20 protein-coding genes and 1 pseudogene are annotated in these 24,443 nt (G+C 72.4%); 10 read left to right on the forward strand and 11 right to left on the reverse strand.

Annotated features, from left to right (window positions below):
* Positions 1-506: pseudogene (locus I4Q55_RS33895) on the forward strand (hypothetical protein); the annotation flags it as partial.
* A gap of 94 nt (positions 507-600) precedes the next feature.
* Here I4Q55_RS33895 and I4Q55_RS33900 read toward each other — a convergent pair.
* Positions 601-1,365, reverse strand: coding sequence for an AfsR/SARP family transcriptional regulator (locus tag I4Q55_RS33900; RefSeq protein WP_206793835.1), 765 nt, complete (start codon positions 1,363-1,365; stop codon positions 601-603).
* 289 nt (positions 1,366-1,654) lie between these two features.
* On the opposite strand from I4Q55_RS33900, the gene I4Q55_RS33905 reads away from it, so the two are divergent.
* Positions 1,655-2,278 (forward strand): ScbR family autoregulator-binding transcription factor, encoded by a 624-nt coding sequence (locus I4Q55_RS33905; RefSeq protein ID WP_307793381.1) that lies wholly within the window; start codon positions 1,655-1,657, stop codon positions 2,276-2,278.
* 68 nt (positions 2,279-2,346) lie between these two features.
* Here the strand turns inward: I4Q55_RS33905 and I4Q55_RS33910 are convergent, their stop codons facing one another.
* Positions 2,347-2,982 carry a ScbR family autoregulator-binding transcription factor gene (locus I4Q55_RS33910; protein ID WP_307793383.1) on the reverse strand — a complete coding sequence of 212 codons (636 nt, stop codon included), beginning with the start codon at positions 2,980-2,982 and terminating at the stop codon, positions 2,347-2,349.
* A 227-nt stretch (positions 2,983-3,209) separates the two neighbouring features.
* Between I4Q55_RS33910 and I4Q55_RS33915 the strand changes: the two genes are divergently transcribed.
* Positions 3,210-4,166 (forward strand): ScbA/BarX family gamma-butyrolactone biosynthesis protein, encoded by a 957-nt coding sequence (locus I4Q55_RS33915; RefSeq protein WP_307793384.1) that lies wholly within the window; start codon positions 3,210-3,212, stop codon positions 4,164-4,166.
* A complete protein-coding gene (locus tag I4Q55_RS33920; RefSeq protein WP_307793385.1) occupies positions 4,163-5,146 on the forward strand; it encodes an NAD-dependent epimerase/dehydratase family protein in 984 nt (327 codons plus the stop codon). Before I4Q55_RS33915 ends, I4Q55_RS33920 begins: the two co-directional genes overlap by 4 nt.
* A 131-nt stretch (positions 5,147-5,277) precedes the next feature.
* Here I4Q55_RS33920 and I4Q55_RS33925 read toward each other — a convergent pair whose 3' ends face one another.
* Entirely contained in the window at positions 5,278-6,210 is a 933-nt protein-coding gene (locus I4Q55_RS33925; RefSeq protein ID WP_307793386.1) for an oxidoreductase, read from the reverse strand.
* A complete protein-coding gene (locus tag I4Q55_RS33930; RefSeq protein WP_206793843.1) occupies positions 6,194-6,697 on the reverse strand; it encodes a hypothetical protein in 504 nt (167 codons plus the stop codon). Before I4Q55_RS33930 ends, I4Q55_RS33925 begins: the two co-directional genes overlap by 17 nt.
* Positions 6,698-7,613: 916 nt before the next feature.
* On the opposite strand from I4Q55_RS33930, the gene I4Q55_RS33935 reads away from it, so the two are divergent.
* Positions 7,614-8,048, forward strand: a complete 435-nt coding sequence (locus I4Q55_RS33935; RefSeq protein WP_242547291.1) for a hypothetical protein — start codon at positions 7,614-7,616, stop codon at positions 8,046-8,048.
* A 69-nt stretch (positions 8,049-8,117) separates the two neighbouring features.
* On the opposite strand, the gene I4Q55_RS33940 is transcribed toward I4Q55_RS33935, so the two are convergent.
* From I4Q55_RS33940 to I4Q55_RS33960, 5 genes are all read right to left on the reverse strand, one after another.
* Complete coding sequence (locus tag I4Q55_RS33940) at positions 8,118-9,557, reverse strand: DUF1996 domain-containing protein (RefSeq protein WP_206793845.1); 1,440 nt, start codon at positions 9,555-9,557, stop codon at positions 8,118-8,120.
* Positions 9,558-9,750: 193 nt separating this feature from the next.
* A complete protein-coding gene (locus I4Q55_RS33945; RefSeq protein WP_206793847.1) occupies positions 9,751-10,581 on the reverse strand; it encodes a bifunctional 2-polyprenyl-6-hydroxyphenol methylase/3-demethylubiquinol 3-O-methyltransferase UbiG in 831 nt (276 codons plus the stop codon).
* A 68-nt stretch (positions 10,582-10,649) separates the two neighbouring features.
* Entirely contained in the window at positions 10,650-11,183 is a 534-nt protein-coding gene (locus tag I4Q55_RS33950) for a hypothetical protein (RefSeq protein WP_206793849.1), read from the reverse strand.
* 179 nt (positions 11,184-11,362) lie between these two features.
* A complete protein-coding gene (locus tag I4Q55_RS33955; protein ID WP_206793851.1) occupies positions 11,363-12,946 on the reverse strand; it encodes an ABC transporter substrate-binding protein in 1,584 nt (527 codons plus the stop codon).
* Between the two features lie 22 nt (positions 12,947-12,968).
* Positions 12,969-14,870 carry a hypothetical protein gene (locus tag I4Q55_RS33960; protein ID WP_206793852.1) on the reverse strand — a complete coding sequence of 634 codons (1,902 nt, stop codon included), beginning with the start codon at positions 14,868-14,870 and terminating at the stop codon, positions 12,969-12,971.
* Positions 14,871-15,064: 194 nt separating this feature from the next.
* On the opposite strand from I4Q55_RS33960, the gene I4Q55_RS33965 reads away from it, so the two are divergent.
* A complete protein-coding gene (locus tag I4Q55_RS33965) occupies positions 15,065-15,205 on the forward strand; it encodes a hypothetical protein (RefSeq protein ID WP_206793854.1) in 141 nt (46 codons plus the stop codon).
* 18 nt (positions 15,206-15,223) lie between these two features.
* Here I4Q55_RS33965 and I4Q55_RS33970 read toward each other — a convergent pair whose 3' ends face one another.
* Positions 15,224-18,406, reverse strand: coding sequence for a BTAD domain-containing putative transcriptional regulator (locus I4Q55_RS33970; RefSeq protein WP_206793856.1), 3,183 nt, complete (start codon positions 18,404-18,406; stop codon positions 15,224-15,226).
* A gap of 116 nt (positions 18,407-18,522) precedes the next feature.
* Between I4Q55_RS33970 and I4Q55_RS33975 the strand changes: the two genes are divergently transcribed.
* Complete coding sequence (locus I4Q55_RS33975; protein WP_206793858.1) at positions 18,523-20,004, forward strand: FAD-dependent oxidoreductase; 1,482 nt, start codon at positions 18,523-18,525, stop codon at positions 20,002-20,004.
* Positions 20,005-20,032: 28 nt separating this feature from the next.
* Positions 20,033-21,196 (forward strand): SGNH/GDSL hydrolase family protein, encoded by a 1,164-nt coding sequence (locus tag I4Q55_RS33980; protein ID WP_206793860.1) that lies wholly within the window; start codon positions 20,033-20,035, stop codon positions 21,194-21,196.
* A 39-nt stretch (positions 21,197-21,235) separates the two neighbouring features.
* Here the strand turns inward: I4Q55_RS33980 and I4Q55_RS33985 are convergent, their stop codons facing one another.
* Complete coding sequence (locus tag I4Q55_RS33985) at positions 21,236-21,685, reverse strand: SRPBCC family protein (RefSeq protein WP_206793862.1); 450 nt, start codon at positions 21,683-21,685, stop codon at positions 21,236-21,238.
* 205 nt (positions 21,686-21,890) lie between these two features.
* Here I4Q55_RS33985 and I4Q55_RS33990 point away from each other — a divergent pair, with 205 nt between their 5' ends.
* Positions 21,891-22,925, forward strand: a complete 1,035-nt coding sequence (locus tag I4Q55_RS33990) for a LacI family DNA-binding transcriptional regulator (RefSeq protein ID WP_242547292.1) — start codon at positions 21,891-21,893, stop codon at positions 22,923-22,925.
* 109 nt (positions 22,926-23,034) lie between these two features.
* Complete coding sequence (locus tag I4Q55_RS33995; protein ID WP_307793387.1) at positions 23,035-24,303, forward strand: extracellular solute-binding protein; 1,269 nt, start codon at positions 23,035-23,037, stop codon at positions 24,301-24,303.
* Positions 24,304-24,443: the final 140 nt, after the last annotated feature.

Here is a 24,443-nt window from a genome sequence, read left to right on the forward strand (position 1 = left end):
CGGCCGGCGCCGCGGCGTTCCTCGCCGAGGTCGCCGGCCGGGTCGCCCGCCACCCCCGCGTGCTCGTCCCGGGCGGCCCGGTGGCGGACGCGCTCGGGGCGCAGGGGTGCGCCGTCACGGCGGCGGGCTTCGACAGCCCGCCCACCACGCGCTTCGACGTCGTCTACGCGGGTTCGGACGTCCTCTCGCGGTGCCTCGTCCAACGGGAGCAGGTCGGCTTCGTCCGCCGGCTCGCGGCGCGGCTGCGTCCGGGGGGTGCGCTGGTCGTGCAGGGGTATCACCCGGACCCGGCGGGCTGGGCGGCCCACCCGCTCGTCACCGGGCAGGACCGCGTCCGCCAGACGCTGTTCCTGGCCGACGCCCGCGTGCCGCTGCGCTATGTGTGGCCCGCGGAGCTGGACCTCATGGCCGAGCTGGCCGAACTGGCGCTCGACAGTCGCTGGGGCGGCTGGTACGGCGAGCCCGTGGTGTGCGGCGGACCGGCTGTCTCGCTGTATCGGAGCTGAACCGGCGGCGGCCCGCCGCCGGACCCGGAACGACGGCGGCCCGGTCCCCGCTCGTGGCGGTGGACCGGGCCGCTGGGACCGGACGCGGGCCGGGTCAGACCGCGTCGGACAGTTCGCCGACCAGGATGCTGTGGTGCAGCTTCCGCAGCGAGCTGCCGGGCTCGATGCCCAGCTGCTGGACCAGGTGGTGCCGGGCGGAGGCGAAGGTCTCCAGCGCCTCGGCGCGGCGGTTCGACCGCAGCAGGGCGGTCATCAGGAATTCGTAGAACGTCTCGCGCAGCGTGTGCTCCTTCGCCAGCGCGGAAAGCTGTCCGACGACCTCGCGGTGCCGCCCGATCAGCAGCTCGGTCTCCATCAGCAGTTCCAGGCACTCCAGCCGGCTCTCCTCCAGCAGGGCGGCGTAGGCCTGGACGTCGGGCGAGTCGATGAAGCCGCCGAACAGTTCGCCGCGCCACAGGTTCGCGGCCTCGCGCAGGACGGCCGCGGCCTCCTTGTAGCCGCGGTCCCGGTACAGGGTCCGGCCGTGCTGGTAGAGGCGGGTGAACCGGTCGGCGTCGAGCTCGTCGAGCCCGACGTGCAGCGAATAACCGCGAGGGCTGGTGACGACGGGACTGTCGTCCGCGTCGTCACCCGTGCCGCGCAGCAGCTTGCGCAGCTGCGAGACGTAGACGTAGAGGGCGGCGCTGGCCCGGGCCGGCGGGTGCTCGCCCCACAGCTCGCCGATCAGCTGCTCGGTGGTCACCACCTGGTTGCGCTTGGCCAGCAGGACGGCGAGCAGCGTCTCGACCTTGCGTGCGCGCGGGGCGCTGACGCCGGGCCGTCCGCCGACTGCCAGTTGCCCGAGTATCTCGTATTTCATGCCAGTACCCTCCGGAGTCCGCGTCGATCGGGACTGCCCGGCCCGGCGCCCCCAGTGTGTCCAGCGCCCGTGTGCCCGGTCCCACAACGGGAAGCGTACCAAACCGACCTCCCGGTTTCCAACACAAAACCGGGAGGTTGGTCTTTTTCTGGTCGATCAAGGTCGAAAACGCTTGCCTGGGGCGGATTTCGCGCTCCTCAAGTTTGTAAACCGGGCGGTTGGTATGTTATGGTCGACCAGGAGGCGCGGGACCCTGCGTCCGGTGAGGTCGAGTGCGAGGGGGGCGACGGTGACCAAGCAGGCACGCTCGGAACACACGCGGCGCCTGTTGCTGGAAGCCGCGGCCGAGCTGCTGCACCAGGACGGCTACGCGGCCACCAGCATGGTGGGCATCTCGCAGGCGGCGGGAGTCACCAAGGGTGGCCTGTACTTCCACTTCTCCTCCAAGGACGAAATCTGTGCCGAGGTGCAGGGCGCCGCGGTACGGGTGCTGCACGAGCACGTGCGCAGGCAGCTCGTCGTGCCGGGGCCCGCCCTGCGGCGCCTCGCCGAGCTCAGCCGCGCCCTCATGCGCTGGCTCGACACCGATCCCAAGGTCGGCGCCAGCTTCCGCATGGCGCGCGAGATGGGGTCCGCGGACGAGCGGTTCGTGGTGTTCTCCCACGCCTGGCTGGCCCAGGTCCGCCAGTACGTCGCCGACGCGCAGGCCGGCGGCGAGCTCGGCACCGGCGTGCCGCCCGAGGCCGCCGAGCTGCTGGTGGTCGTCACGTGCGTCGGCCTCGAAGCCGTCGTTTCCAGCCGGATCGTCGTGCCGGACACCGGCCTCGCCGCGACGTTGGCGAAGTTGTGGCAGCTGATCGAGCTCGCCGACCGGTCGTCGCGGCGGCCCGCTGCCCGCGGCGTGGGTGACTGAGGACGGCCTTCCGCCGTGGGCAAGAAAAACGGGGCGGCACCGCCGGTGCCGCCCCGTTTTCCCGTGTCTCAAGCCGTGGCGGGTTCCCTGGTGCTGGGCGTGCCCATCGGGTTGAACCGGTGCAGCCGGCGGGGCGGCACCACGGAGTTCAGGATCGTGGTCCACATAAAGGTGGTCCGTTCCAGCAGGTCCGACCGCCCGGTCAGCACCTGCGAGCTCAGCTGGACCCCGGTGAAGGAGCCCACCACGTAGTGCGCGAGGTCGTGGGCGTTGATCTCCTTGCGCAGGTCGCCGGCCGCCTTCGCCGCGAGCAGGCAGCCGTGGATCGTGTCGATCCACCGCTTGTACGCGTTGCCCGCCGGCGTGATGAACGAGCCGTGTTCGATGACGAGCCGGATGCTGGCCCGGACCCGGACGTCGGACAGCAGGCTGGCCGCCATCCCCTGGGTGAGGTTGATGACCGTCTGCAGCCCGGGCTCCTCGATCGCGGACAGGGGTTCCCAGACCGTGAACTGCTCGTCGATGAGCGCGTCCGCCAGATCTTCCTTGGACTTGAAGTGGAAGTACAGCGCGCCCTTCGTGACACCCGCCTCGGCCAGGATCTCCGACAGGCTCGCACCGAGAAAGCCGACCGCGTCGAACCGCGAGGCCGCGGCCTCGAGGATCGCGTTCCGCGTCTGCTCCGCACGCTCTTGGCGAGCCACCTCAACTCCTTTCACCGGTCGCCGGGATGATCCACACTGGACCATCCGGCCGCACCCGGGTTCGTTGCGTCAACGTGCCCACTCTACGTCCCGCGCCGCGGGAAGGCCAGTGAAAAAAACCGCTCGGTTGGTATGGTTTTCACCCACCGATTCGGCTACAAATGTCATGGGGGGAGTACTGGGGTACTGGGGTAGATCATTCTGGGAGGACCGTCATGGTCAGCACGGTGATTCAAGGTTCTGCGCTCGAAATACCCGAAACCAAGATCGACGGAAGGCCGGCGACGACAGCGGTCGACTTCCAGCAGACCATCCCGCGGAGCCTCGTGCACCGCGCGGCGGTCTCGGAAGTCTTCGTCACCGACCTGCACATCCTCGGGGAAGACCGGTTCGAAGTCGGCGCGCAGTGGCCGCGCCGGCACAGCTTCTTCGGACCGAGGACGCCGGAGTTCCACGACCCGATGCTGTACGCGGAGACGGTCCGCCAGGCCGCGCTGCTGATCGCGCACCGGGCCTACGGCGTGCCGATCAGCCACAGCTTCCTGTCCGACGGGAAGACGTACTCGGTCGACAAGGCGGGACTGGCCACGCTGGGGCGGCCGGTCGACGTGGTCCTGCGGGTCAGCGCGCACGAGATCGAGTACCGGGGCAAGAACGTCGGCGGCATGCGGCTGGACGTCGAATGCTTCCGCGACGGCCAGCAGATCGGTACGAGCACGGAGCAGTGGCGCTGCGTCTCCCCGGCGGTCTACCGCCGGGTACGGGGCGATCACTTCGCGGCGACACCGTTCCAGGCGGCGATCCTGCCCGCGGTCGCCCCGGCGTCGGTCGGCCGCGACCGCGCGGAGGACGTGCTGGTGGCGGCGACACCGACGGACGGCACCTGGTCGTTGCGGTGCGACCCGGACCACGCGGTGCTCTTCGACCACGCGGTCGACCACGTGCCGGGCATGGCGCTCATCGAAGGCGCGCGGCAGGCGGCCCTGCTGGCGGTCGGCGACCCGCACGCCATCCCCGCGCACGCGGACTTCCGGTTCGACACCTACGTGGAGTTCGACTCCGACTGCCGGCTGGTGGCCGAAGCCGACTCCGCCGGACCGGACCGCCTGCAGACCGTCCGGGTCGACATCCGGCAGAAGGGCGCCACGGCCGCGCACGGCACGCTGGGGATGCGTTTGTCGTGAGTGCCGGGGAGTCGACGGACATCCTGGTGACGGGTGCGACCGGCTTCATCGGCACCGCGGTGCTGCGCGAGCTGGTCGCGCGTGGCATGGGCGCACGGGTCCGCGTCCTCGTCCGGGGCCCGGTGCCGGCGTGGATGACGGACGCCGGTGTGACGACGTGGCGGGGTGACCTCACCGACGCGCCGAGCCTCGCCGGGTTGTGCGCCGGGATCGGCAGCCTGGTGCACCTCGCGTCGCAGGTGGGCGGGGAGCCCGCGTTGTGCACCGCCGTCAACGAGGACGGCACGGCGAAGATCCTCGCGGAGGCCCGCAGCGCGGGCACCGCGCACGTGGTGTACCTGAGCACGTGCGCGGTCTACCGCGACGGCGTCCACCGGGGCGCGGCGGAACCGGCCGGCGGGGCCGGGCTGGCGACGGAGCCGGCGTCGCCGACCAGCCGGAGCAGGCTGGCGGGGGAGCGCCTGGTGCTGGCGGCCGGCGGCACCGTGCTGCGGCCGCACCTGATCTACGGCACCGGTGACCGCCACGTGGTGCCGGTACTGGCCCGCTGGATCCGGGCGGTCCCGGCCTGGGCGGCGGGCGGCGCGGCGAGCACGTCCCTGGTGGCGGTGGCCGACCTGGCGGCGGCGATCGCGGTGCTCGCGCTCGACCCGCGGCCCCGCCGTGGCGCCGAGGTCTTCCACGTGGCCGACCCGCACCCGGTCCGGGTCCGCGGGCTGGTCACCGCGATGTGCGAGCTGCTCGGCCTGCCGGTGCCGGTCGCGGACCTGCCGCTCGCCGAACACCGCGCTCGCACGCGCGTGGCACTGCCGTCGCTGAGCGACCACCAGTACTCCCTGCTCACGCAGGACCACTGGTACGAGAGCAGCCGCATCTGGGACCGCACCGGCGTCTCCCCGGGGCCGGGTTTCGGCCGCCGCCTGGCGGAGGCGGCGGACTGGTACCGCGAGTCACTGGGGATCCGCCTGCCGGTCGCCTGAGCCGGATCGCCACGGCCGCAACCGTCCACTGAGGACGGAGTGAATCGGGGTGGGGTGAACGATGCGTTACCCGGTACGAGTCGTTCACCCCATCAGGTTGCCCGCCTTGATCCCGGGCTCGACCGGGGCGGTCAGCCGGCGAGCTTGCCGAGTTCGGCGATGTCCTCATCGGACAGTTTGAGGCCGGCCGCCGCGATGTTCTCCTCGAGGTGGGCCGCGTTCTTCGTGCCGGGGATCAGCAGGATCGACGGCGACCGGGCCAGCAGCCAAGCCAGGGCGACCTGCGTGCGGCTCGCGTTGGTGCGCTCGGCGACGCCGTCGAGGGTCTTCTCCTGCTCGTCGGTCGGGCCCATGCCCGGCGGCAGCCGGGACTTGTCCAGCCCCGGCTTCAGCATGCCGGCCGCGAGCGGGAAGTACGGCACGAACGCGATCCCGTTCTGCTCGCAGTGGGTGAGCACCTCCGCCGCGCGGTCGAGCAGGTGGAAGCGGTTCTGCACGGACACGACCGGCGCCTGCTTGCGGGCTTCCTCGATCTGCTCGACGGTCACGCCGCTGAGGCCGAGGTTCTTGATCAGGCCACGCTCACGCAGCTTGACCAGGGTCTGGAAGGAGTCGGCGAAGGACGTCGACTCGTCGGGGAACATCAGGCCGTCGCCGCCGACCCGCAGGTACACCAGGTCGAGCACGCCCTTGCCCAGCCGCGCGAGGTTCTCCTCGACCTGGTCGCGCAGCGACTCGGGGGAGGCCGCGGCGTTGAACGACTTCCATTCGTCGCGCTCGACACCGACCTTCGTCGCGATGACGATGTCCTCGCGGTAGGGGGCCAGCGCCTCGCGGATCAGCTCGTTGGCCACGTGCGGGCCGTAGGCGTCGCTGGTGTCGATGTGGTCGACGCCCAGCTCGACGGCGCGCCGGAGCACGGCGATCGCGGCGTCGTGGTCCTCCGGCGGCCCCCACACCATCTGGCCGGGCAGCTGCATGGCGCCGTAGCCCACGCGGTTGACGCTGACGCCGTCCGCCAGCCGCAGCCGTCCCGCCGCCGCGGCGTTAGTTTCGTGACTCACTCTCGGCCCCTCTTCGTTGTGCGCGCACGCCACCGGTGGCGCGTTGGCTGATCCGGTCGTGCACGGAGGCGGTGGTGACCCCTCCGTCGGCGTGACGGTCGAGTTTTCCGCGGTTCACCAGGTCGTGCACCGCTTGCTTCGAAACCCCCAGCATGGCTCCGGCCACGGCGTAGGAGATCGCGTCGGCGCCCGGGTGCCCGGCGCGCCAGGCCACGACGATCCCGAGCGGCGTCCGCCACCACTCGGCGGGCGGATCGAACGGCCCGTCACCGGGGTACAGGACGCTCACCAGGCGGATGGCGGTCCGCGTCGCGAGTTCCGCGTCCGCGCCCAGCATGTGCGCCGCCCACGCCCCGGCCCGCTCGGCCAGCCGGGACCGGACCGATTCCAGTTCCGATTCCAGCAGGATTTCCAGCGGGTCGAGCAAACGGGTTTCGGCCAGGGAGAGCAGCTGCGCGGTCAGGACGCTCCAAGTGGGAATCTCCATGCGCACAGCATCCCCCTAGGTCGATCGTCCGGCAGTGGTGTGGGGTGCTTGACGCCTGACGTCAGGGTGGGTAGCACAGGAATCTCCCGGTATGCCCCAGATAGCTCGATCGATTGACGAGAGCTAGTCTCCACAGCTTGACGGAGATCGTCAAGTAGTGCGCGCGAGGTGGTCCATCCTTCGCCCGGCACCGGCGGTGACCCGGCCGGTGGCCGGCGGTGGGCCGGCACATCAGCGGGGGTGAGGAACGCTGTAGTCCGACGCCCCTTCTTCCTGTGCCGGCTGACCAAGCAGGAGGCCGAGGTCGGCGGTGACCGAGCGTGGTCAGTCGTCGTTCTGGGCTTCGGCGAACACCCGGAGCGCCACGTCCGGCTGGTAGGGCGCCGGCGTCCGCGGCGATCGCGTGCGCGTCCACCAGTGCGGCACTTGCGGCGGGCGCGGCGAGCCGTTCTGCGCTGTCCCTGATGGCCGGCAGCGAAGTGAGTGCGGCCGGCCAGATCCGACGCTGGTCCGCGTCCGGCAGGTCCGGCCCGGGTTCGGCGCTTCTTCGAGCCCCGGCATTTCCCGCACGGCCTGCCACGCGAGCCGCTCCACGACGGCGGCCGGCTCGGCGCGTTGCTCCCTCTGTGGTGCTGATTCCGCAGGTAGTGGCATGGCTCGCAGGCGTTACCGCTCTCGGGGACCCTTCGGGCAGGGGTGAAACGTTTTCAGGCCGCTTGACGTCGTTCGGTCACAGCTGGCACCGTCGGCCGGACGAGAGTGTCTCGCCGGCTGGGGGCGATTCCGGCACCCTCGGTAACTGGGGTTCGTATTTCCGGCTGATTCACCGATTGTTCGCGCGGTGGCGCCGGATCGCGGAAATCAAACACAGCTCGCGCAGAATTCGCTCTGCGAGAGTGAGAATGGGAGTCACAAGATGCGTAACAAGATCGCGGCTTTGGTCGCGGCGACCGCCTTCGTCGCCGGCGGCACACTGCTGGCCGCGACGCCGGCCTCGGCGGCCGTCGACCCGCCCGGCGGCAGCTGGGACCACACGTGGACCACCACGGACAGCCGAAACGGTGGCACCATCTACGTCGAGGAGAACGGCGACGTCGTCTCCCTCTGCGACACGGCGTCCGACGGCCTCGCTCCCCGGGCCACGATCTCCGTCGAGCAGAGTTCGGTTCCGGGCGCCTACGACACCCGTTACACGCTCACCGCCTCCGGCGGACTGGGATCCTGCGCCACGGCCAGAGCTTCCGACGGCGGCACGCACAACCTCCCGGAGAACTGGAGCATCGGCGTCGGGATCTACCTCGGTCCGAACTACCAGTACTCGAGCCAGCACTACTACCTCAACGACCACTAGGGTTCCTGCCTTGGGGCCGGACGGCCCGGTCGAACCCGACCGGGCCGTCCGGCCCGCGCGCGGCAGGGGTCACTGCGAGCAGCGCTTGCCGCTGTTGATGCAGCGGACCACCTGGTTCATCAGGCGCTGGCCCATGACGTTGGCGAAGTCGTCGTGGTCCGAGCGCGGGTCGTGCTTCTCCTGCTCGAAGGCGTCCACTTTGTACTGGCCGTTGACCTGCACGTCCCGGGGAATGTTGTAGGTCAACGTGATCCGCAGCTGCGGGACGTTCTTGAAGCCCTGCGGGCAGCGGCCCTGCTGGTCGGCGAACACGATGTGCGAGCGGTGGTTGGCGCTGTCGATGTTCTTGCCGTCCCAGCAGTTCGGGAACGCGTGGATGCGCTTGACCTTGCTGCCTTCGGGGCAGATCGGGTACTTGTCGATGAGCCGGTCCTCGAAGCCGCTGCACGTCCAGCTCGGCCGGGCGTTGGCCGGGCCGTTCGTGCTCTGCTTGGCGTCGCCGTAGAGGATCCGGAGGAACTGCGGCATCGCCACGACCTTGCGGGCGCCGCCGCTGGTGAACGTCAGGTCGGCCCGCTCGACGCGCTGGATCTCGCCTTCGTTGCCGCCGATCTCGTTGTCCTCGTTGACGCCCGGCAGCTCGGCGGGCTTGCCGTTGCTATTGCCGCCGCCGTTGTCCAGGCCGCCCTGGCCGTTCTTCTTCAGGGCGCAGGCGGCCAGGCCGCCGAGGTCCGCCGGCTTCGCCCCGGTCCGGCCGATGGCGATGCCGATGCGGTCCAGGGTCGCCTTCCGCTTGTCGGCAAGCGGGTTCAGCACGGCGTTGCGGATGTCCTGCTCCGACTTCAGGTCGCCACCGGCGATCCGGGTGTTCGCCTCCTTGACCTGGGTGTCCAGCAGGTCGAGGTTGCGCTCGACCTCGGCGGCGGCCGGGTCGGGAACGTCGGCGAGCTTGCTGGCGACGTCGGGGCAGTCGACCTGCGTCCCGGCCTTCTCCTGTTTCGCCTGCTCGCGATCGCCGGCGACGTCCTTGGGGGGCGGGTTCTCTTCCTCCTCCTCGGTGTCGATGCGGACGACCGGCCAGAAGTACGTCGACTTGTCCCCGTTCTTGCAGGTGGTGCCGGCCTTGGCCAGGCTCTCGTTGGTGGAGTCGGCGTTGGTGGAGAGGTTGCCGACGTAGTCGTGCAGGTGCTCGGCGCCGTTGCGGACACCGGGCTGGGCGATGAAGTTGTCGGGGTTGAAGTGGCCGTTCTCGTTGCGGCCGCAGTCCACGGTGAAGGTGCCGCGGGCGCCTTGGCGTTGCAGTGCCTGGTTGACGTTCGTGCCCTTGGGCACCGTCGTGATGTCGACGAAGAACGATTTGTCCACTTCGGACGCACCGGCGGTGCCGGTGCCGCCGGTGGTGGTGGCGACGACCAGGGCGCCGACGGCCAGCGCCAGGCTCAGGCCGAGCGTGGCGATCTTGGTGCGGCGGCTGATGCGGTGCCGGCCCGTGGCGGGGTTTCGGGGCATGGAGTTGTTCACCTCGTTCGGTCTTTCCCGGGCGCGGCAAGGTAAGGCGCGGCCCGGGCAGCAACCAGCGACACGTCCGGTCCGGACGTGCGGGACCCGGGGGAGCGGCCGGAGGTCCGGACCTCCGGCCACTGGTCCCGACGTAGGCTGAAACGGGCAATTCAGACAAGCGGTTCAAGGCGTTATCGTTTCGTTACTTTCGCTCCTCCGGCTCGCGGGCCAGGAAGAAGTAGGCGTAGCGCTCGTCGAGCTCGTTGCGTGGCACCAGGTGGACCGCTTTCGGCGTGAACCCGCAGCGCCGGCCGAGCTGCCAGAACTCGTCGATCGGGTAGGTCGTCATCTCGGCGAGCCCGCGCCGGTACGCGCGGCGCCGGGACCGGGTGCGCCACCGGCCGTCGGAGTACTTGATCTGGATCAGCGCCAGCCCGCCGGGCGCGAGGACGTCGTGGGCGATGCGCAGCAGGCGCTCCCCGTATTCCGGCGTCGGGACCAGCTCGAAGACGTAGCAGGACAGGAAGACGTCGCAGGGTCCGTCGATGCGCGCAACGGCGGCCTCCGGGTCCGCGACGTCGATGGCGATGGGCCGGAACGGCGTGTCGCACACCGCGCCGACCTGCTTCGCGCACTCCTGGAGGGTTTCCGCGGAGATGTCGACGCCGACGAACTCTTCGGCGCGGGGGGCGAAGTGGACTGCGTTGGCTCCACCGCCACAGCCCCATTCGAGCACGCGGTGCCAGGGGCGGTCGAAGCCGCACATGCGAGCACCGGCGTCGAACAGTTCGAGGTGCTCCGCGCCGATGCGGTGCCACAGGTCGGTTCCGCCGAACACGGGCGCGTCGCGCCAGTGGGAGTTGCCACGCCACGTCGCGTCGGCGGAGTGGCGCCAGTAGTCCTGGGCGTCGGCGGAGATCCGTGATTCGGGCTGCCGGGCGCCGGCGGTGGCCAGCGCCCGGTGGAACAGGTTTTCGGCTTGGCGAGCCGAGCGTTTCGCCCGGCGTACGGCTTCGGACAGCAAACTGGGCATGCGGAAACCTCGTGGTGTGGGTGATGCGTGGCAGGGACCGCCGGATTCGGGCGGGTACGGGAGAAAAGTCAGGCGAGCCACGGCGGCCCGCGCCGGGAGCGGGCCCGGCGCAGGAGGACTTCTTTGGCGCCGTCACGCGCAACGGCGGGCACGACGGCCACCCACAGCGGCGCGTGCGCGGGAACGGTCGCCCGGAGCCGGCGCAGGACGCCCCGGACGATGCGCAGGGCCGCGAGGACCACGGTGTCCGTCCAGGCCAGGAGCAGCCCCACGAGCAGGACGGCGGTGGTGTGGCCGGCCAGCACGGCCGGCAGACCGGAACCGGCCGGCGGGTGCGGGTGACCGAGCCCGGGCGGGGGCGCGGGGGTGACGTGCAGCAGGGCCTGCCCCAGCGCCAGCACACCGACCACGGCGGCCGGACCGCGGTGCCGGCCGACCGGCGCGGTGCCGGCCCAGGCGACGAGCGCGGCGACGCCGACGGTCAGCCCAGCGCTGTGGACCGCACCACCGCCGGCCACGTGCGCCGAGATCCCGATCGCCGCGGTGGCCACGCCGAGCACACCACCACGCACCGGGGCGGGAAGGGGATCGGCACACTGCACGGAATCCAGGTTAACCACGAACGGTAGCCGGGTGTCCAGGCTCGGCGGCTCTGGTTACCGCTGGCGATTTCCCCTGCGACCTGGTGGATTTCCGCCCACTGCGACGGACGGGCTACCGCCCGCGGCCGTCTGGCGGTTACGTCGGGTGGCCGCGCGCCGGTCGCGGCACCACCCGCCGGTCAGCAGGTGGGCGGGGTTCCCGGCTTGACGACCGTGCTCGGGGCGCGCGCCGGCTGGTCGCCGTTCTGCGGGGGTGGTGGGCACACCCGAACCACCGGGGGTCCCGCGTCGGCGCGGTTGCCGCTGTTGTCGAACGTGATGGGGCCGCCCGCGCCCGCCACCGCCTGGCCGCTCGACGAAAATCCGCTGATGGCCGTGTTCACCTGGCTGCGCTGGACCGGCTTGGCCGAGGGGAGCGTCCGCAGCGCCGCCGAAATCGTCGTCACCGCGTCGTAGCCGTTGACCGCCCAGCCGTCGTCGAGGTGGGTTGCGTCGAAGCCCGCTCCGGCGAAGGCCCGTTCGAGGTCGCGGAATCCCGGGTTGTCGCCGCGGAAGCGGTCGGCGCCGGAGACGAGCGTCGAGATCAGCCTGATCCTGCCGTCGGCAAAGCTCTGGGAGCGCAGTGCCCGCAGGCGCAGGTCCTCCAGCATCGCGTTGTCCTCCGGTGAGCGGACGCGCAGGCCGTCGGACGTGCTGACCACCGTGACCGACGTGGCCGCGCACCGGCCGCCGAGGAAGGCTTCGTCGAGGCTGAAGAGGAAGCGGGCGAGGTCGGCGCCGCGCGCTATGTAGAGCACCTCGACGTCCTTCGGCGTTCCGCAGATCCGTTGGGCGGTCAGCGGGACCGTGCTCGCTTCGTCGGCGTCGAACTTGACTTCGGTGATCTTGCCGCCGAAGCGGCGCTGCATCACCGGCAGCGCGGTGCACGTGTACGGGTCGGAGCCGCCGGTGGGCACCATGATGAAGTCCGGCCGGCCCGGCAGCACCCCGGCGAGCTGCTCGATCTGGACGGCGTTGCGGTAGGCGACGCGGTAGAAGTAGTCCTTCCCGATGCCGCGGGGGTAGGTGATGTCGGGGTCGCACGCGCGGAAGTCCGGCTGGTCGTCGCGGGAACCGGTCTGGTCGAACCCCTCGGCGGTGATCAGGTCGGACACCATCGGGATCTTCGCCTCGGCGAGCAGGTCCGCCACCTCGGCCGAGCGCTGCTGGCTCAGCCCGAGCCCCGCCACCGCCACGACCTCCGGGTCTTCGGCCAGCTCGCGGGCCACCTCGACGGCTTCGTTGTCCGGTCCGTACGCGCCGACGTTCGCGACCACCAGCCGCATCGGGTGCAGGCAGCCGGTGTCGTTGGCCTGCCGCTGCCCGGCGGCCATCCCCTCGAGCTCGTGCACCGCGCGCCCGCCGGCGTTGCGGTCGGTCAGGGTCAGCAGCACGCCGACGGTCGCCGGGGTGCCCTGGGGATCGCACTTGTCCGCGGCGGCCGCGTTCTGCTGCTCGATCACGCGCAGCACGGCGGCGAAGCGGTCGAGCCCGAAGTCGTACGAGCCGTCGCTGAGCCCGACGCATTCGCCGCCGGCCGACCAGGCGGAGCCGTCGAACCAGCCGCAGGTGACCGACCGCTGCAGCGGCTGCTGGAAGACGAGGCCGCCCGCCACCAGGAGCGCGACGACGAGCGTGGCGGTCAGCCGCAGCCAGTCCGTCCAGCGGTGCGGGAAGGGCCGGTTCGGCTCGGGGACGATCAGCCATCGGTGGCGGGAAGGCAAAGTCGGTCCTTTCGGGACAGTGTCAGTACCAGCTGCTGTCCGTCGTGTAGCGGTCGGCCCGGTCGAGGAACGGCTGTCTGTCCGTCACCCCCGCGGTTTCGGCCAGCTTGCGGAAGCCGTGGGCGGCCAGTCTCCGCAGGGCGGTGATGTCCGCGACCCGCGTCACGCACGGGTCGCGCTCCAGCGCGGGCACGATGCCGAGCAGCGCGTCGGTGTGCCCGGCCGGGGTCGGCGGCCGGCCGAGGCCCCTGATCTCCGCCGGGTCGGTCACCCGCGGGTCGGGGGTGGCGACCACGGCGTCGAACAGCTCCAGCCACTCCGCGGCGGGCCGTTCGGACAGCTGGGCGGCCAGTTCGTCCGCGACTTTCCCGCGACCGCCCAGCATCCGCTCGTGGTGCCACCGCCCGGCCTGGTCGTCCGGGTGGGTTTTCCCGCGCAGGAGCCGGAAAACGCCTTCCCAGCCCGTCTGCGCGTCCGGGCGCGCGGCCAGCGCCCGCAGGCCGAGGTAGCGGGCCAGCGGGTGGAGCCGGCGTTCGCCGTCGCCGGCGGCGGACCACAACGTCGGGGACGCGTAGAGCGGCGAGCCGAGGTCGAAGGGCGGTGGCAGCAGGGCGACGAGCGCCCCGGCCTCCTGCCAGGTCCGGGCGGCCGACAGCGTGATCAGCGCCTCGACCGAGGCGTCGTCCGGCCGCCGGTGGGCGTCGAGGTCGCGGACGAATATCCGCAGCAGGTGCCGGTCGACGGGTCCGTCCTCGTCCGGGCCGGTGCCGTCCAGCAGCGCGCTCGGATCGTCGAGCAACCGCGGGTTTTCCCCCAGCCGGCGCAGCACGAACTCCGTCGCGGCCGCGTGGCCGTGGGTGAGCCGGAACGCGACGCTCGCGGTGCGCTCCGACGTCGTCCAGTCGTGGCCGCGGGACAGCTGGAGCACTTCGGTGGAGCTCAGGTCGGTGACGTCGACCCGCACCCGCGGGCCCGCCACCGGATCGGTGCCCGGCCACGGCACCGCGCCCGCCGCGGCCGGCCCCGCGCTGGTCGTGACGACGGTGAGCGGATCGGGCAGCCGGTTCCCCGGCGTCGGCCTGCTGTCGGCGATCGCCTGGCGCACGCGCAGCAGCGAGCGGACGAAGGCCATCGTCTCCGGGACGTCTCCGTCGTCCAGCAGCAGCAGCATCTGCGGCGCCCGCCCCCGGACGCGGGCGTGGCTGTGACGCAGGTCGGCCAGGAACGCGGCGACCAGGACTTCGTCCACACTGCGGCGGACCAGCGGGTCGGCGCTCTTGGCCCGGGCGCTGAGCTCGATCAGCGTGGTTTCGGCGTTCCGGGCGAAGTCCTGGTCCTGGTGCCGGAACCAGTCCACGGCGTCGCCCCACGAGAACCGCATCAGCCGGCGCCCGCGGTACAGGCGATTCAGCGTGCTGCGGGTGACTTCCGCGGCCAGCCGCGGCACGAGGTCGGACAGCCCGGGCACCTGGACGTGCACGAGGGCGAACGAATCGTGGGCGAGTTCGGTGAGGAAACTGTCGAGCGCGGGTTTCCTCTTGTATTCGTTGAGCCGTTCCCGGAGCCGGATCAGGTGGTCGCCGGGTGGCAGTCCGGCGAAATCCGCACTGATGGCCAGCTGGGCGACCAGGGAACGGGGAAAGGTGACGCGATATCCCGGGACGCCCACCCCGAGGCCGAGCATGATCGACGTCAGCAACGGGCGCAGCGACGTCCGGTCGCCGTCCGGTGTCAGCGGCTGGACCAGCACGGAAGCCGTGCTGTCGCGCCAGGTCCGCAGCGCCTCCTCGAGGATCGCGGTGCGTCCGGAACCACCGCACCCGGTCAGCACGACGATCGGCCGCGGACCGGCCGGAGCGTGGTCGCCGCGTGGTTCGGTCAGCTCGCCGATCAGCTCCAGGACCGACGTCCGGCCCACGAACATAGGTCCCCCTCGGGCGCCATTCGCTCTTCGCCGTTCCCCCGCGAAGACCGGCACCTTATCTTTTTTCGCGCCGATCGGAGAACAAGAATGGGGCGATGCCGCCGAAGGTCAGCCGAATGCCCTGCGAATGACCTGAATGCCGCAGTGTCCGGCACGCGGAGTAATCGGTTCTGCCGGATGGCGGTCGCCGGAAAATGGGTCCGCCCGCCGTTCGACCGGCCGTCCGCGCCGTCCGCGAGAAGCTCCTCGCCAACGCCGGCGAGGGCTACCCGTACCGTGACATCACGGCCGGCTCGACGTGCCTGGACGGCGTCAAGGCCGTGCGCAGCAGGTGACCCGCGAGAGCGGCTGGCCTAGCGCCGACCGCGGTCGGTCCCCAGCCGTCCCGGATCGACCGCCGTCAGTGCCGCCAGCGTCGTCAGCCGCCAGCCTTTCTCATACGCCGCCGCGAAATCCTGCTCGCCCAGCTCACTCCGGCCGCGCTCGCTCAACGCACGGACCCGTGGGTCGGTACGGTCATGTGCTCCGCGCAGGCGCGCCGCGGCGCCCAGCAGGGCCGCCGTGTCGTGGTGGTGCCCGGACAGTGCGGCCACGCCGGCCACCGTCACCGCCACCGTGGCCAGGATCGGCATGTCCTTGCTGCCGACCGCTGCCGCGTACGCCCGGTGCAACGCCTTTTCGGCGCCCGGGCCGTCGGCGGCCTCGAGGCAGAGCGCGGCACGGGCCACACCGATCAGTGCCTGCTCGTGACCGCCGCCGAACGGGGGGTGCGCGGACAGGCCCGCCTCCGCCGACTCCACCCGCTCACGGGCGCGGTCCGGGGCGCCGATCCGGATCCACAGGTCCGCTTCCAGCGCGTCCAGCAGGATCGCCGTCTCGGGGGAGACCGGGCGCTCGCGGGTTGCCGCGATCAGCTCGGCCGCTTTCTCTTTCTCGCCACGCAGGATGTGCAGGTCGATCCAGCGCAGGTCGATGAAGATCTCGTCGCTGCGGGACAGTGCGCCGAACTCCGCCGCGCACGCCCGGGCCTCGCGCAGGTCGGCCAGGCCGGCGTCGAGATCGCCGTCGTACTGCCGGAGCAGGGCGCGCAGCGGCAACGCGGTCGCGAGCCCCCAGCGGTCGCCGATCCGGGCGAAGATCTCCAAGGCGGCCGCGACGTCGTCGCGGACGACGTCGAGCCGGCCCGCGTTCTCGGCGAACTGCGCCCGGTACAGGTGTGCCAGCCCGGCCAGCCACTCGTCGGGCCCGTCGACGAACTGCTGGACGATCTCCGGTGAGGCACCCGATTCGGGCATGGTGGCCACCCGGAGCGCGACCAGCGCGCCGCCGAAGGGCAGCTCCGGTGCGCCCGCCAACCGAAAGGTGAGTCCCCGCAGTTGCTCGCGCCAGTCGGGCGGCGGGGCCTGCGTGGCGAACCTGTTGAGCAGCAGCACCTGCTCGGCGGTGTCACGCGCCACGCCCGGCCGCCCACCCGGCACCGAAACCGCCTCGCCGAGCCAGGAGGCCGCGTCGGTGTGCCGGCCGAGCAGCTGCCAGTACCAGGTGAGGTTCACCGCGAGCCCGATGGCGCCGTCGGCGTCTCCGGTGTCGAGGAGGTGCCGGAGGGCGGCCAGCACGTTGTCGTCCTCGGCGCGCAACACCCGCAACGCGGTCAGCTGCCGGGGGCCGCGCAGCAGCGGGTCGTGCTGTGCGACCAGCTCGGCGAAGTAGCCCGCGGCCAGGTCTCGCACCGTGGTCAGGGCGTCCTGCTCGGTGAGGCGTTCCCGGCCGTACTCGCGGATCGTCTCCAGCATCCGGTACCGGCCGGTCTCCGGCGCGAGCCGCAGCAGCGACCGGTCCACCAGGTCCGCGAGCAGCTCCGGGATCCCGTCGGCCGGCACCGCCGTGCCCGCGCAGACCGCGGCCGCCGACTCGCGGGTGACACCCCCGGGCAGGATCGAGATCCGCTCCGCGAGCGTCCGCGCGCCCGCGTCGAGCAGGTCCCAGCTCCACGCGATGACCGCGCGCAGCGTGCGGTGCCGCGGCACGGCGGTCCGGCTGCCGGTCGCGAGCAACCGGAACCGGTCGGACAGGCCGGCCGCCAGGTCGGGCAGCGCGAGCGTCCGCAGGCGGGCGGCGGCCAGCTCCAGTGCCAGCGGCAGGCCGTCCAGGCCACGGACCACCTTCGTGGTGTCGGCGAGGTTCGCCTCGTCCACGGCGAAGCCGGGCCGCACGGCCGCCGCGCGCTCGGTGAACAGGCGCACCGACGCGGTACGGCGGGCCTGCTCGACGTCCGCGTCCGGCTCGGGCAGGGGGAGCGGGCCGAGCGGCACCAGCGCTTCGCCGTCGATGGCCAGCGGTTCGCGGCTGGTGGCCAGCACCCGCAGCCCGGCGCACCGGGACAGCAGCGCGGCGACCAGGTGGGCCACCGCGTCGACGAGGTGCTCGCAGTTGTCCAGCAGCAGCAGGCTTTCCCGGCCGCCGAGCCGGTCGACGAGCACGTCGAGCTCGTCGCCGCCGGCCCGCGTCCTGGCGTCGAACATCGCGCCACCGCGCACCCCGATGCCGGCCAGCACGGCCGCGCCGGCCTTGGCCGGCTCGGTGACCGACGCGAGGTCGATCAGCCAGGCGCCGCCGGGATACTCGCCGCGGTGCCGGCGGGCCGCCTCCAGCGCGAGCCGGGTCTTGCCGGCGCCGCCGGGGCCGAGCACGGTGACGAGGCGGCCGGTGGCGAGCAGCGCGTCGATCCGGGCGAGGTCTTCGTCCCGCCCGACGAAGCTGGTCAGCGGTGCCGGCAGGGTGCTCGCCTTCGGGGCGCCGACGGCGGGCCGCTCGTCGCGCAGCAGGCGCAGGTGACGCTCCCGCAGGGCGCTGCCGGGGTCGGTGCCGAAGTCGTCGGCGAGCGCCGCCCGGACCCGTTCGTACCAGGCCAGCGCGTCGGCCTGGCGGCCTTGGCCGGCCAGCGCGTCGATGAGCAGCGCGGCCGCCCGCTCGTGGACCGGGTGCTCGGTGAGCAGGGCGGTCAGCCGGGTGGCGGCCGCCTCGGGCCGGCCCAGCGACAGCTCGGCGTCGGCGAGGTCGGCCACGGCCTCGATCGCGAGGTGGGTCAGCCGGGTCGCGACCGCCGCCGCGACCACCGTGGGCTCGTTCCATCCGGCCACGGCCTCGCCGAGCGCGGCCGCGGCCGCCGCCGGGTCGCCGGCACGGAGGTGGTCCCGGCCGGTGGCCGTGAGCTGCTCGAACCGCAGTGCGTCGACGTCGGCCGGGGCCACGTCCAGCCGGTAGCCGCCCGCGGCCTGCGCGACGGCGCCGGCCGAGCCGAGGGCCCGGCGCAGCCGCGAGACCAGGGCCTGCAGGGCATGGGCGGGGTCGGCAGGCGGGTCTTCGGCCCAGATCGCGTCGACGAGGACAGCGGGCTCGACCGGGCGCCCGCCGGCGAGCGCCAGCCGGGCCACCAGCGCCTGCGACCGCGCGCCGGGGACGGGCACGGTGGCTTCGCCGCGGCACACCCGGAAGGCACCGAGCAGCGTCACCCGAAGCCGTGCGTCCCCGTCCACCCACCGATCTTCGCGCGCCTGCGCACACCGGCCCGAACCGGGTGTGAGCGCCGTGTGCGCCCGGTGTGAGCCGCGGCCGGAAACCTCGTGGCGTCCCTGGAAAAAGGAGGTTTGCCGTGCATGACGTGGTGATCGCGGGAGCCGGCCCGGTCGGGCTGTTCCTCGCCTGCGAGCTCGGCCTCGCGGGTTGCTCGGTCCTGGTCCTCGAACGGGAGCCCGAGCCGCGTTCCCCGTGGCGGAGCTTCCCGCTCGGGCTGCGTGGCCTGTCGGGCGGCTCGGTCGAGGCGTTCCACCGTCGCGGGCTCCTGGACCCGCTGCTGACCGCGTCGGGCGTGGACAACGTGCCCGGCACGGACGAGCCGGCACCGCCGCGGTCGGTCGGCCACTTCGCGGGCACGCCCCTCGACCCGGCCGGCGTCGACCTCGCCGCCCTGCCCTACCGGCTGCCCGGCCCGGCCCTCGACGGCATCATGACCAGCCTCGAAGCGGTGGAGACGGTGCTGGCGCGGCGGGCGGCCGAGCTCGGCGTCGAGATCCGGTGGGGCGCCGAGGTTTCCGCCGTCACCGAGGACGACGAGGCCGTGGTCGTGCGAGCCGGCGAGCACGGGTACGCGGCCCGCTGGCTCGTCGGGTGCGACGGCGGGCGCAGTACGGTGCGCCGGCTCGCGGGCTTCGGCTTCGCCGGCACCGAGCCGCAGCTCACCGGCTATGTCGCGCTGGCCACGCTCGCCGACCCGGAGAAGCTGCGCCCGGGCTTCACCGTGACCGCGACGGGCATGTACGTCACGATGCCCGAGCCCGGCCACTTCGGCGTGCTGGACTTCGACGGCGGCGCGTACGACCGGTCCCGGCCGCCGACCCGCGAGCACCTCCAGACGGTGCTGCGGCGCGTGTCCGGCACCGACGTGACGCTCACGGACGTGCGGCTCGCCTCCAGCTTCACCGACCGGGCGATGCAGGCGACCACCTACCGGCGGGGACGCGTCCTCCTGGCCGGCGACGCCGCCCACATCCACTCGCCGCTGGGCGGGCAGGGGCTCAACCTGGGCCTCGGCGACGCCCTGAACCTGGGCTGGAAGCTCGCGGCGACCGTGCGCGGGCACGCGCCGGACGGCCTGCTCGACACCTACCCCGCCGAACGCCTGCCGGTCGGCGCGCAGGTGCTCGACTGGTCCCGTGCCCAGGTGGCGGTCATGCGGCCGGACCCGCACTCCCGGGCGATCAGGGCCGTGGTGCGCGACCTGCTGGCGACGGCCGACGGCACCACGTACGTCTTCCGGCGCACCTCGGGGACGTCGATCCGCTACGACCTCGGCGGCGAACACCCGATGGCCGGCCACAACGCGCCGGACTTCCGGCTGGCCGACGGCACCCGGCTCGGCGAGCTGATGCGGGACGGCCGTGGCGTCGTCCTCGACTTCGGCGGGCGCCTGCGCGACGTGGCGCTCCGCCACGGCTCCCGGATCCGGTACGCGAGCGGGCCGGCCCGTGCCGACCTCGGCGTGGGCGCCGTGCTCGTCCGGCCGGACGGCATCGTCGCCTGGGCCGGCGAGCCGGATCCCGAAGCTTTCGGCAAAGCCGTCACGCGCTGGTTCTGAAGACTGTCTCTTGTGGAGGGTTGAAATCATGGATAACCGGTGGATCGCCGCGTGGGGCGCGGCGCAGCAGCTGGCGCGGGCGGCCGAGCTCGGCGGCGGGCCCGAGCTGCCGGACGAGGAGGCGCCGGACTTCGACGCCGCGCCCACGACCGTGAGCGCGCAGACCGTGCGGATGGTGGTCCGGCCCACCGTCGGCGGCACGGCGGTGCGCGTCGCGTTGTCGAACTCCTTCGGACACGCGCCGGTCCGCGTCGGCGGCGCCTTCCTCGGCGCGAAACGGCTGACCTTCGGCGGCCGCGACACGGTGGAGCTGCCGACCGGCGCGCTGATCCACACCGACCCGCTCGAGCTCGACGTGTCCCCGCAGACCGACCTGGTCGTCTCGCTGTACCTCCCCGGCGAGGACGTCACCCCGACGGTCCACCCGGTCGGGCTGCGCACGGCGTGGCTCGCCCCGGGCGACCAGGCCGCCGCGCCGGAGCTGCGGGACGCCACCGGGTTCCGGTCCTACCTGTGGCTCACCGGTATCGACGTCCTCGCGCCGTCGACAGCCGCCACCGTCATCGCCTTCGGTGACTCCCTGGTGGACGGCATGGAGACCACGCCCGACGCCGACGCGCCGTGGCCGTCGGTCCTGGCCCGCCGGCTGGCCGCCGATGCCGGGCTCCCGCCCCGGGCGGTGATCAACATGGGGATCGCGGGCAACCGCGTCCTGCGCGAGACCGACGGCATGGGCGCCAGTGCGCTGGCCCGCTTCGACCGCGACGTCCTGGCCCGCCCCGGCGCCCGCTGGCTCATCTTGCTGGAGGGCGTGAACGACGCGATCTTCGGCCTCATGCCGGGCATGCCGGAGAGCGAACGCGCCACGGCGGCGGACATCGTCACCGGCTACCGCATGCTGATCGCCCGCGCGCACCGGCACGGCCTGCGGGTCGTCGGCTGCACGTGGCCACCGATCGGCGGCTCGCCGATCTTCACCCTGGAGTTCGAGGACATCCGCGGGCGGGTGAACACGTGGATCCGCGACAGCGGCGAGTTCGACGCGGTCGCCGACCTGGACGCGGGCCTGCGCAACCCGGCCGCGCCGACGACGATGCCGGCCGAGCTGCTCTCCGGCGACGGCGTCCACCCGAACGACGCCGGCCACGCGGCGATCGCGGGGGTCTTCGACCTGGACCTGTTCCGGGCGTAGGGCGGCGCGGACCGGACGACACCCCGCCGACCGGCGCGGTCAGGCGGGTCGGTTCCGCTCGAGGAGGGCCTTGAGCGTGGCCAGGTCCTTGGTGTTGGCGCGGCGCATGGCCGCGGCCAGCAGCGGGCCGCTGACCGCGGCGAACCCCTTCGGTTCGCCGCGGTTGCGCAGCGTCACGCGCGTGGCGGTGGGTCCGTGGTCGGCGAAGGTGTAGGTCGTCTCCATCGGGAACGGGCCCTGGGCGGTGCGCATGACCAGCCGCTCGCCGGGGACCAGGTCGGCGATCTCGTAGGTGTAGGCCAGCCGGCGTCCCAGGAACCGGGCGACGAACGCGACCCGGGAGCCCACGGCAAGCGGCGCGGGCGTCTCCCACTCGACGGACTCGATGTTGGCGTACCACCCGGGCGCGTGCGTGGGGTCGATCGTGTACCCGGCGACCTGGTCGCGCGGGAGGCCGATCACGATCTCGGTCCGCACATCGACAGTCATGCCCGCCTCCGGCTGGTGAGAACGCCGGGAACCCTACCGGCGGGTGGGCCCGGCCGCCTGCCGCGCGAACCGGTCGAGCCACTGCTCGACGACCGCGGCCGCGAGGGTGGCGGCCCAGAGACCTTGACTCGCGCACTGTCCGGCTGCATACTCCCGTAACCTCCCGTTAATCGATTAACGGAAGCCAGGGAAGGAGGGCGCCGCGATGGCCAAGGTGCGGATGTCCGACGTGGCCGCCCGGGCGGGGGTGTCCACGGCGACCGTTTCGCTGGTGCTCAGCGGGCGGGACGCGGCCCGCGTCTCACCGCAGACTCAGCAGCGGGTGCGCGCGGCCGCCGAGGCCGTCGGCTACAAGCCGAACTCGGTGGCGCGGAGCCTGCGGACGCAGCAGACGCGGATGGTCGGCCTGATCTCGGACACGATCGCCAGCACGCCGTTCGCCGGGCGGATGCTGGCCGGCGCCAACGACGTGGCCCGGGAGCAGGGGCACCTCGTCATCCTCGTCGACACCGAGCAGGATCCCGCCGCCGAGCGCCAGGCGCTCAACGCGCTGAGCGGCCAGCAGGTCGACGCCATGATCTACGCGAGCATGCACCACCGCGTGGTCGAGGTGCCGGACGGCCTGCCCGGCGACGCCGTCCTGCTCGACTGCGCCCCGGCGAACGGCGGCCGGCCCGCGGTCGTCCCGGACGAGCGGGCGGGCGGGGTGGCCGCCGTGCGGGAGCTGGTGGCCGCCGGGCACCGCCGGATCGCCTTCCTGGACGCCGACGAACGGTTCGGGCTCGTCGCCTCGCCGCTGCGGTACGAGGGGTACCTCCAGGTGCTCGCGGAGGCCGGGATCGAGCCGGATCCCGCGCTGCACGCCCGTGCCGAACCGGTGGCCGGTGGGGGCCGGGAAGCCGCCGGGCGGTTGCTGGACCTGCCGGCGGCACACCGGCCCACCGCGATGTTCTGCTTCAACGACCGCATGGCGATGGGCGCTTACGCGGCCGCGCACCACCGGGGCCTTTCGGTGCCCGGTGAACTGTCCGTCGTCGGCTACGACGACCAGCAGCTGGTCGCGGCCGAGCTCGATCCGCCGCTGACCACGATCGCGCTCCCGCACTACGAAATGGGCCGGTGGGCCATGGAGGTCGCGCTCGGGCTGCGGCCGGCCGACCCGGCCGCCCCGCACCGCATGCCGTGCCCGGTCATCCGCCGGGCTTCGGTGGGTCCGCCGCCCGCCGCGTCCAGCGACTGACCGGCGGCGGACCGCACTTCTCACTGCATTCCACATGGCAGTTGGCGCTGCCATCCGGCACGGAGGCGACGGTGAGGTCGCGCTCCGCAACAGAGAAAGAGATCGCACGGTGAAACGCAAATCCCTCGGCATCATGGTAGCGGCAGTGCTCGCGCTGGGCGGCTGCGCCCGCGCGAGCCAGGAACCGGCCGGCGCGCCCGGCGAGATCACCATGTGGACGCACTCGGCGGGCAATCCCGGCGAGCTGGCGGTCTACCAGCGGATCATCGCCGACTTCAACAGTTCCCAGACCCGGTACAAGATCGTCGAGCAGAACTTCCCGCAGGGTTCCTACAACGACGCGGTCACCGCGGCCGCCGCGTCCCGGAAGCTGCCCTGCCTGCTCGACATGGACGGCCCGGTGATGCCGAACTGGGCCTGGGCCGGCTACCTGCAGCCGCTGGGCCTGCCGGACGACCTGATCAGGACACTGCTGCCGACAACCGTCGGCCGCTACAAGGACACCGTCTACTCGGCGGGCTACTGGGACGCGGCGTTGTCGATCTTCGCGCGGAAGTCGGTGCTGGACAAGAACCAGATCCGGATCCCGACCGTCGAGCAGCCGTGGACGCTCGAGGAGTTCGACGCGGCCGTCGCGAAGCTGAAGGCCAACGGCTACCCCACGCCGCTGGACCTGGGCGCCGCCGACAAGGGGGAGTGGTGGTCCTACGCGTACTCGCCGATGCTGCAGAGCGCCGGCGGTGACCTGATCGACCGCGCCACCATGAAGTCCGCCGACGGCGTCCTGAACGGCCCCGACGCGGTCAAGTTCTTCACCTGGTTCCAGCAGGCGTTCAAGAACGGCTGGGCGGACAACGCGGGCCCGGTCGGCAACCAGCGGTTCATCGACAACAAGGTCGCCCTCAGCTACACCGGCGTCTGGAACGCCAAGGACGCGCTCGAAAGCGTCGGCGACGACCTGCTGATCCTGCCGCCGGTCGATTTCGGGAAGGGGCCCAAGATCGGCGGCGGTTCCTGGCAGTGGGGCATTTCCGCTGGCTGCCCGAACGCCGACGGCGCCCGCGCCTACCTGAAGTTCAGCTTCCAGGACAAGTACCTCACCGCCTTCGCCGACAGCCAGGTCGTCATCCCGAGCACCACGGCCGCCGCGGCGGCGTCCAAGTACTTCGGCGACACCGCTCCGCTGCACCCGTTCGCCGTGCTGTCGCAGAAGTTCGCCCTCGCCCGGCCGGCGACGCCCGGTTACCCGGTGATCTCCGCGAACTTCGAGAAGGCGGCCAAGGACATCATGAGCGGCGCCGACGTGAAGCCGGCGCTGGACACCGCCGTGCGGGCGATCGACACCGACATCAAGTCCCAGAACGGCTACGGCTTCTAGCGTCACGAGTCCCAGGCTCGCCGACGCCGGCCCGGGCATGCGCCCCAAGGTGGCCTTCGGTGCGTTGAACGCACCCAATGTGGCCTTCGGTGCGTTGAGCGCAACCAAGGCCACCTTGGGGCGCTCGGCCCGGGACACCA

The organism is Amycolatopsis sp. MtRt-6 (genome assembly GCF_017308975.1).
Taxonomy (GTDB): domain Bacteria; phylum Actinomycetota; class Actinomycetes; order Mycobacteriales; family Pseudonocardiaceae; genus Amycolatopsis.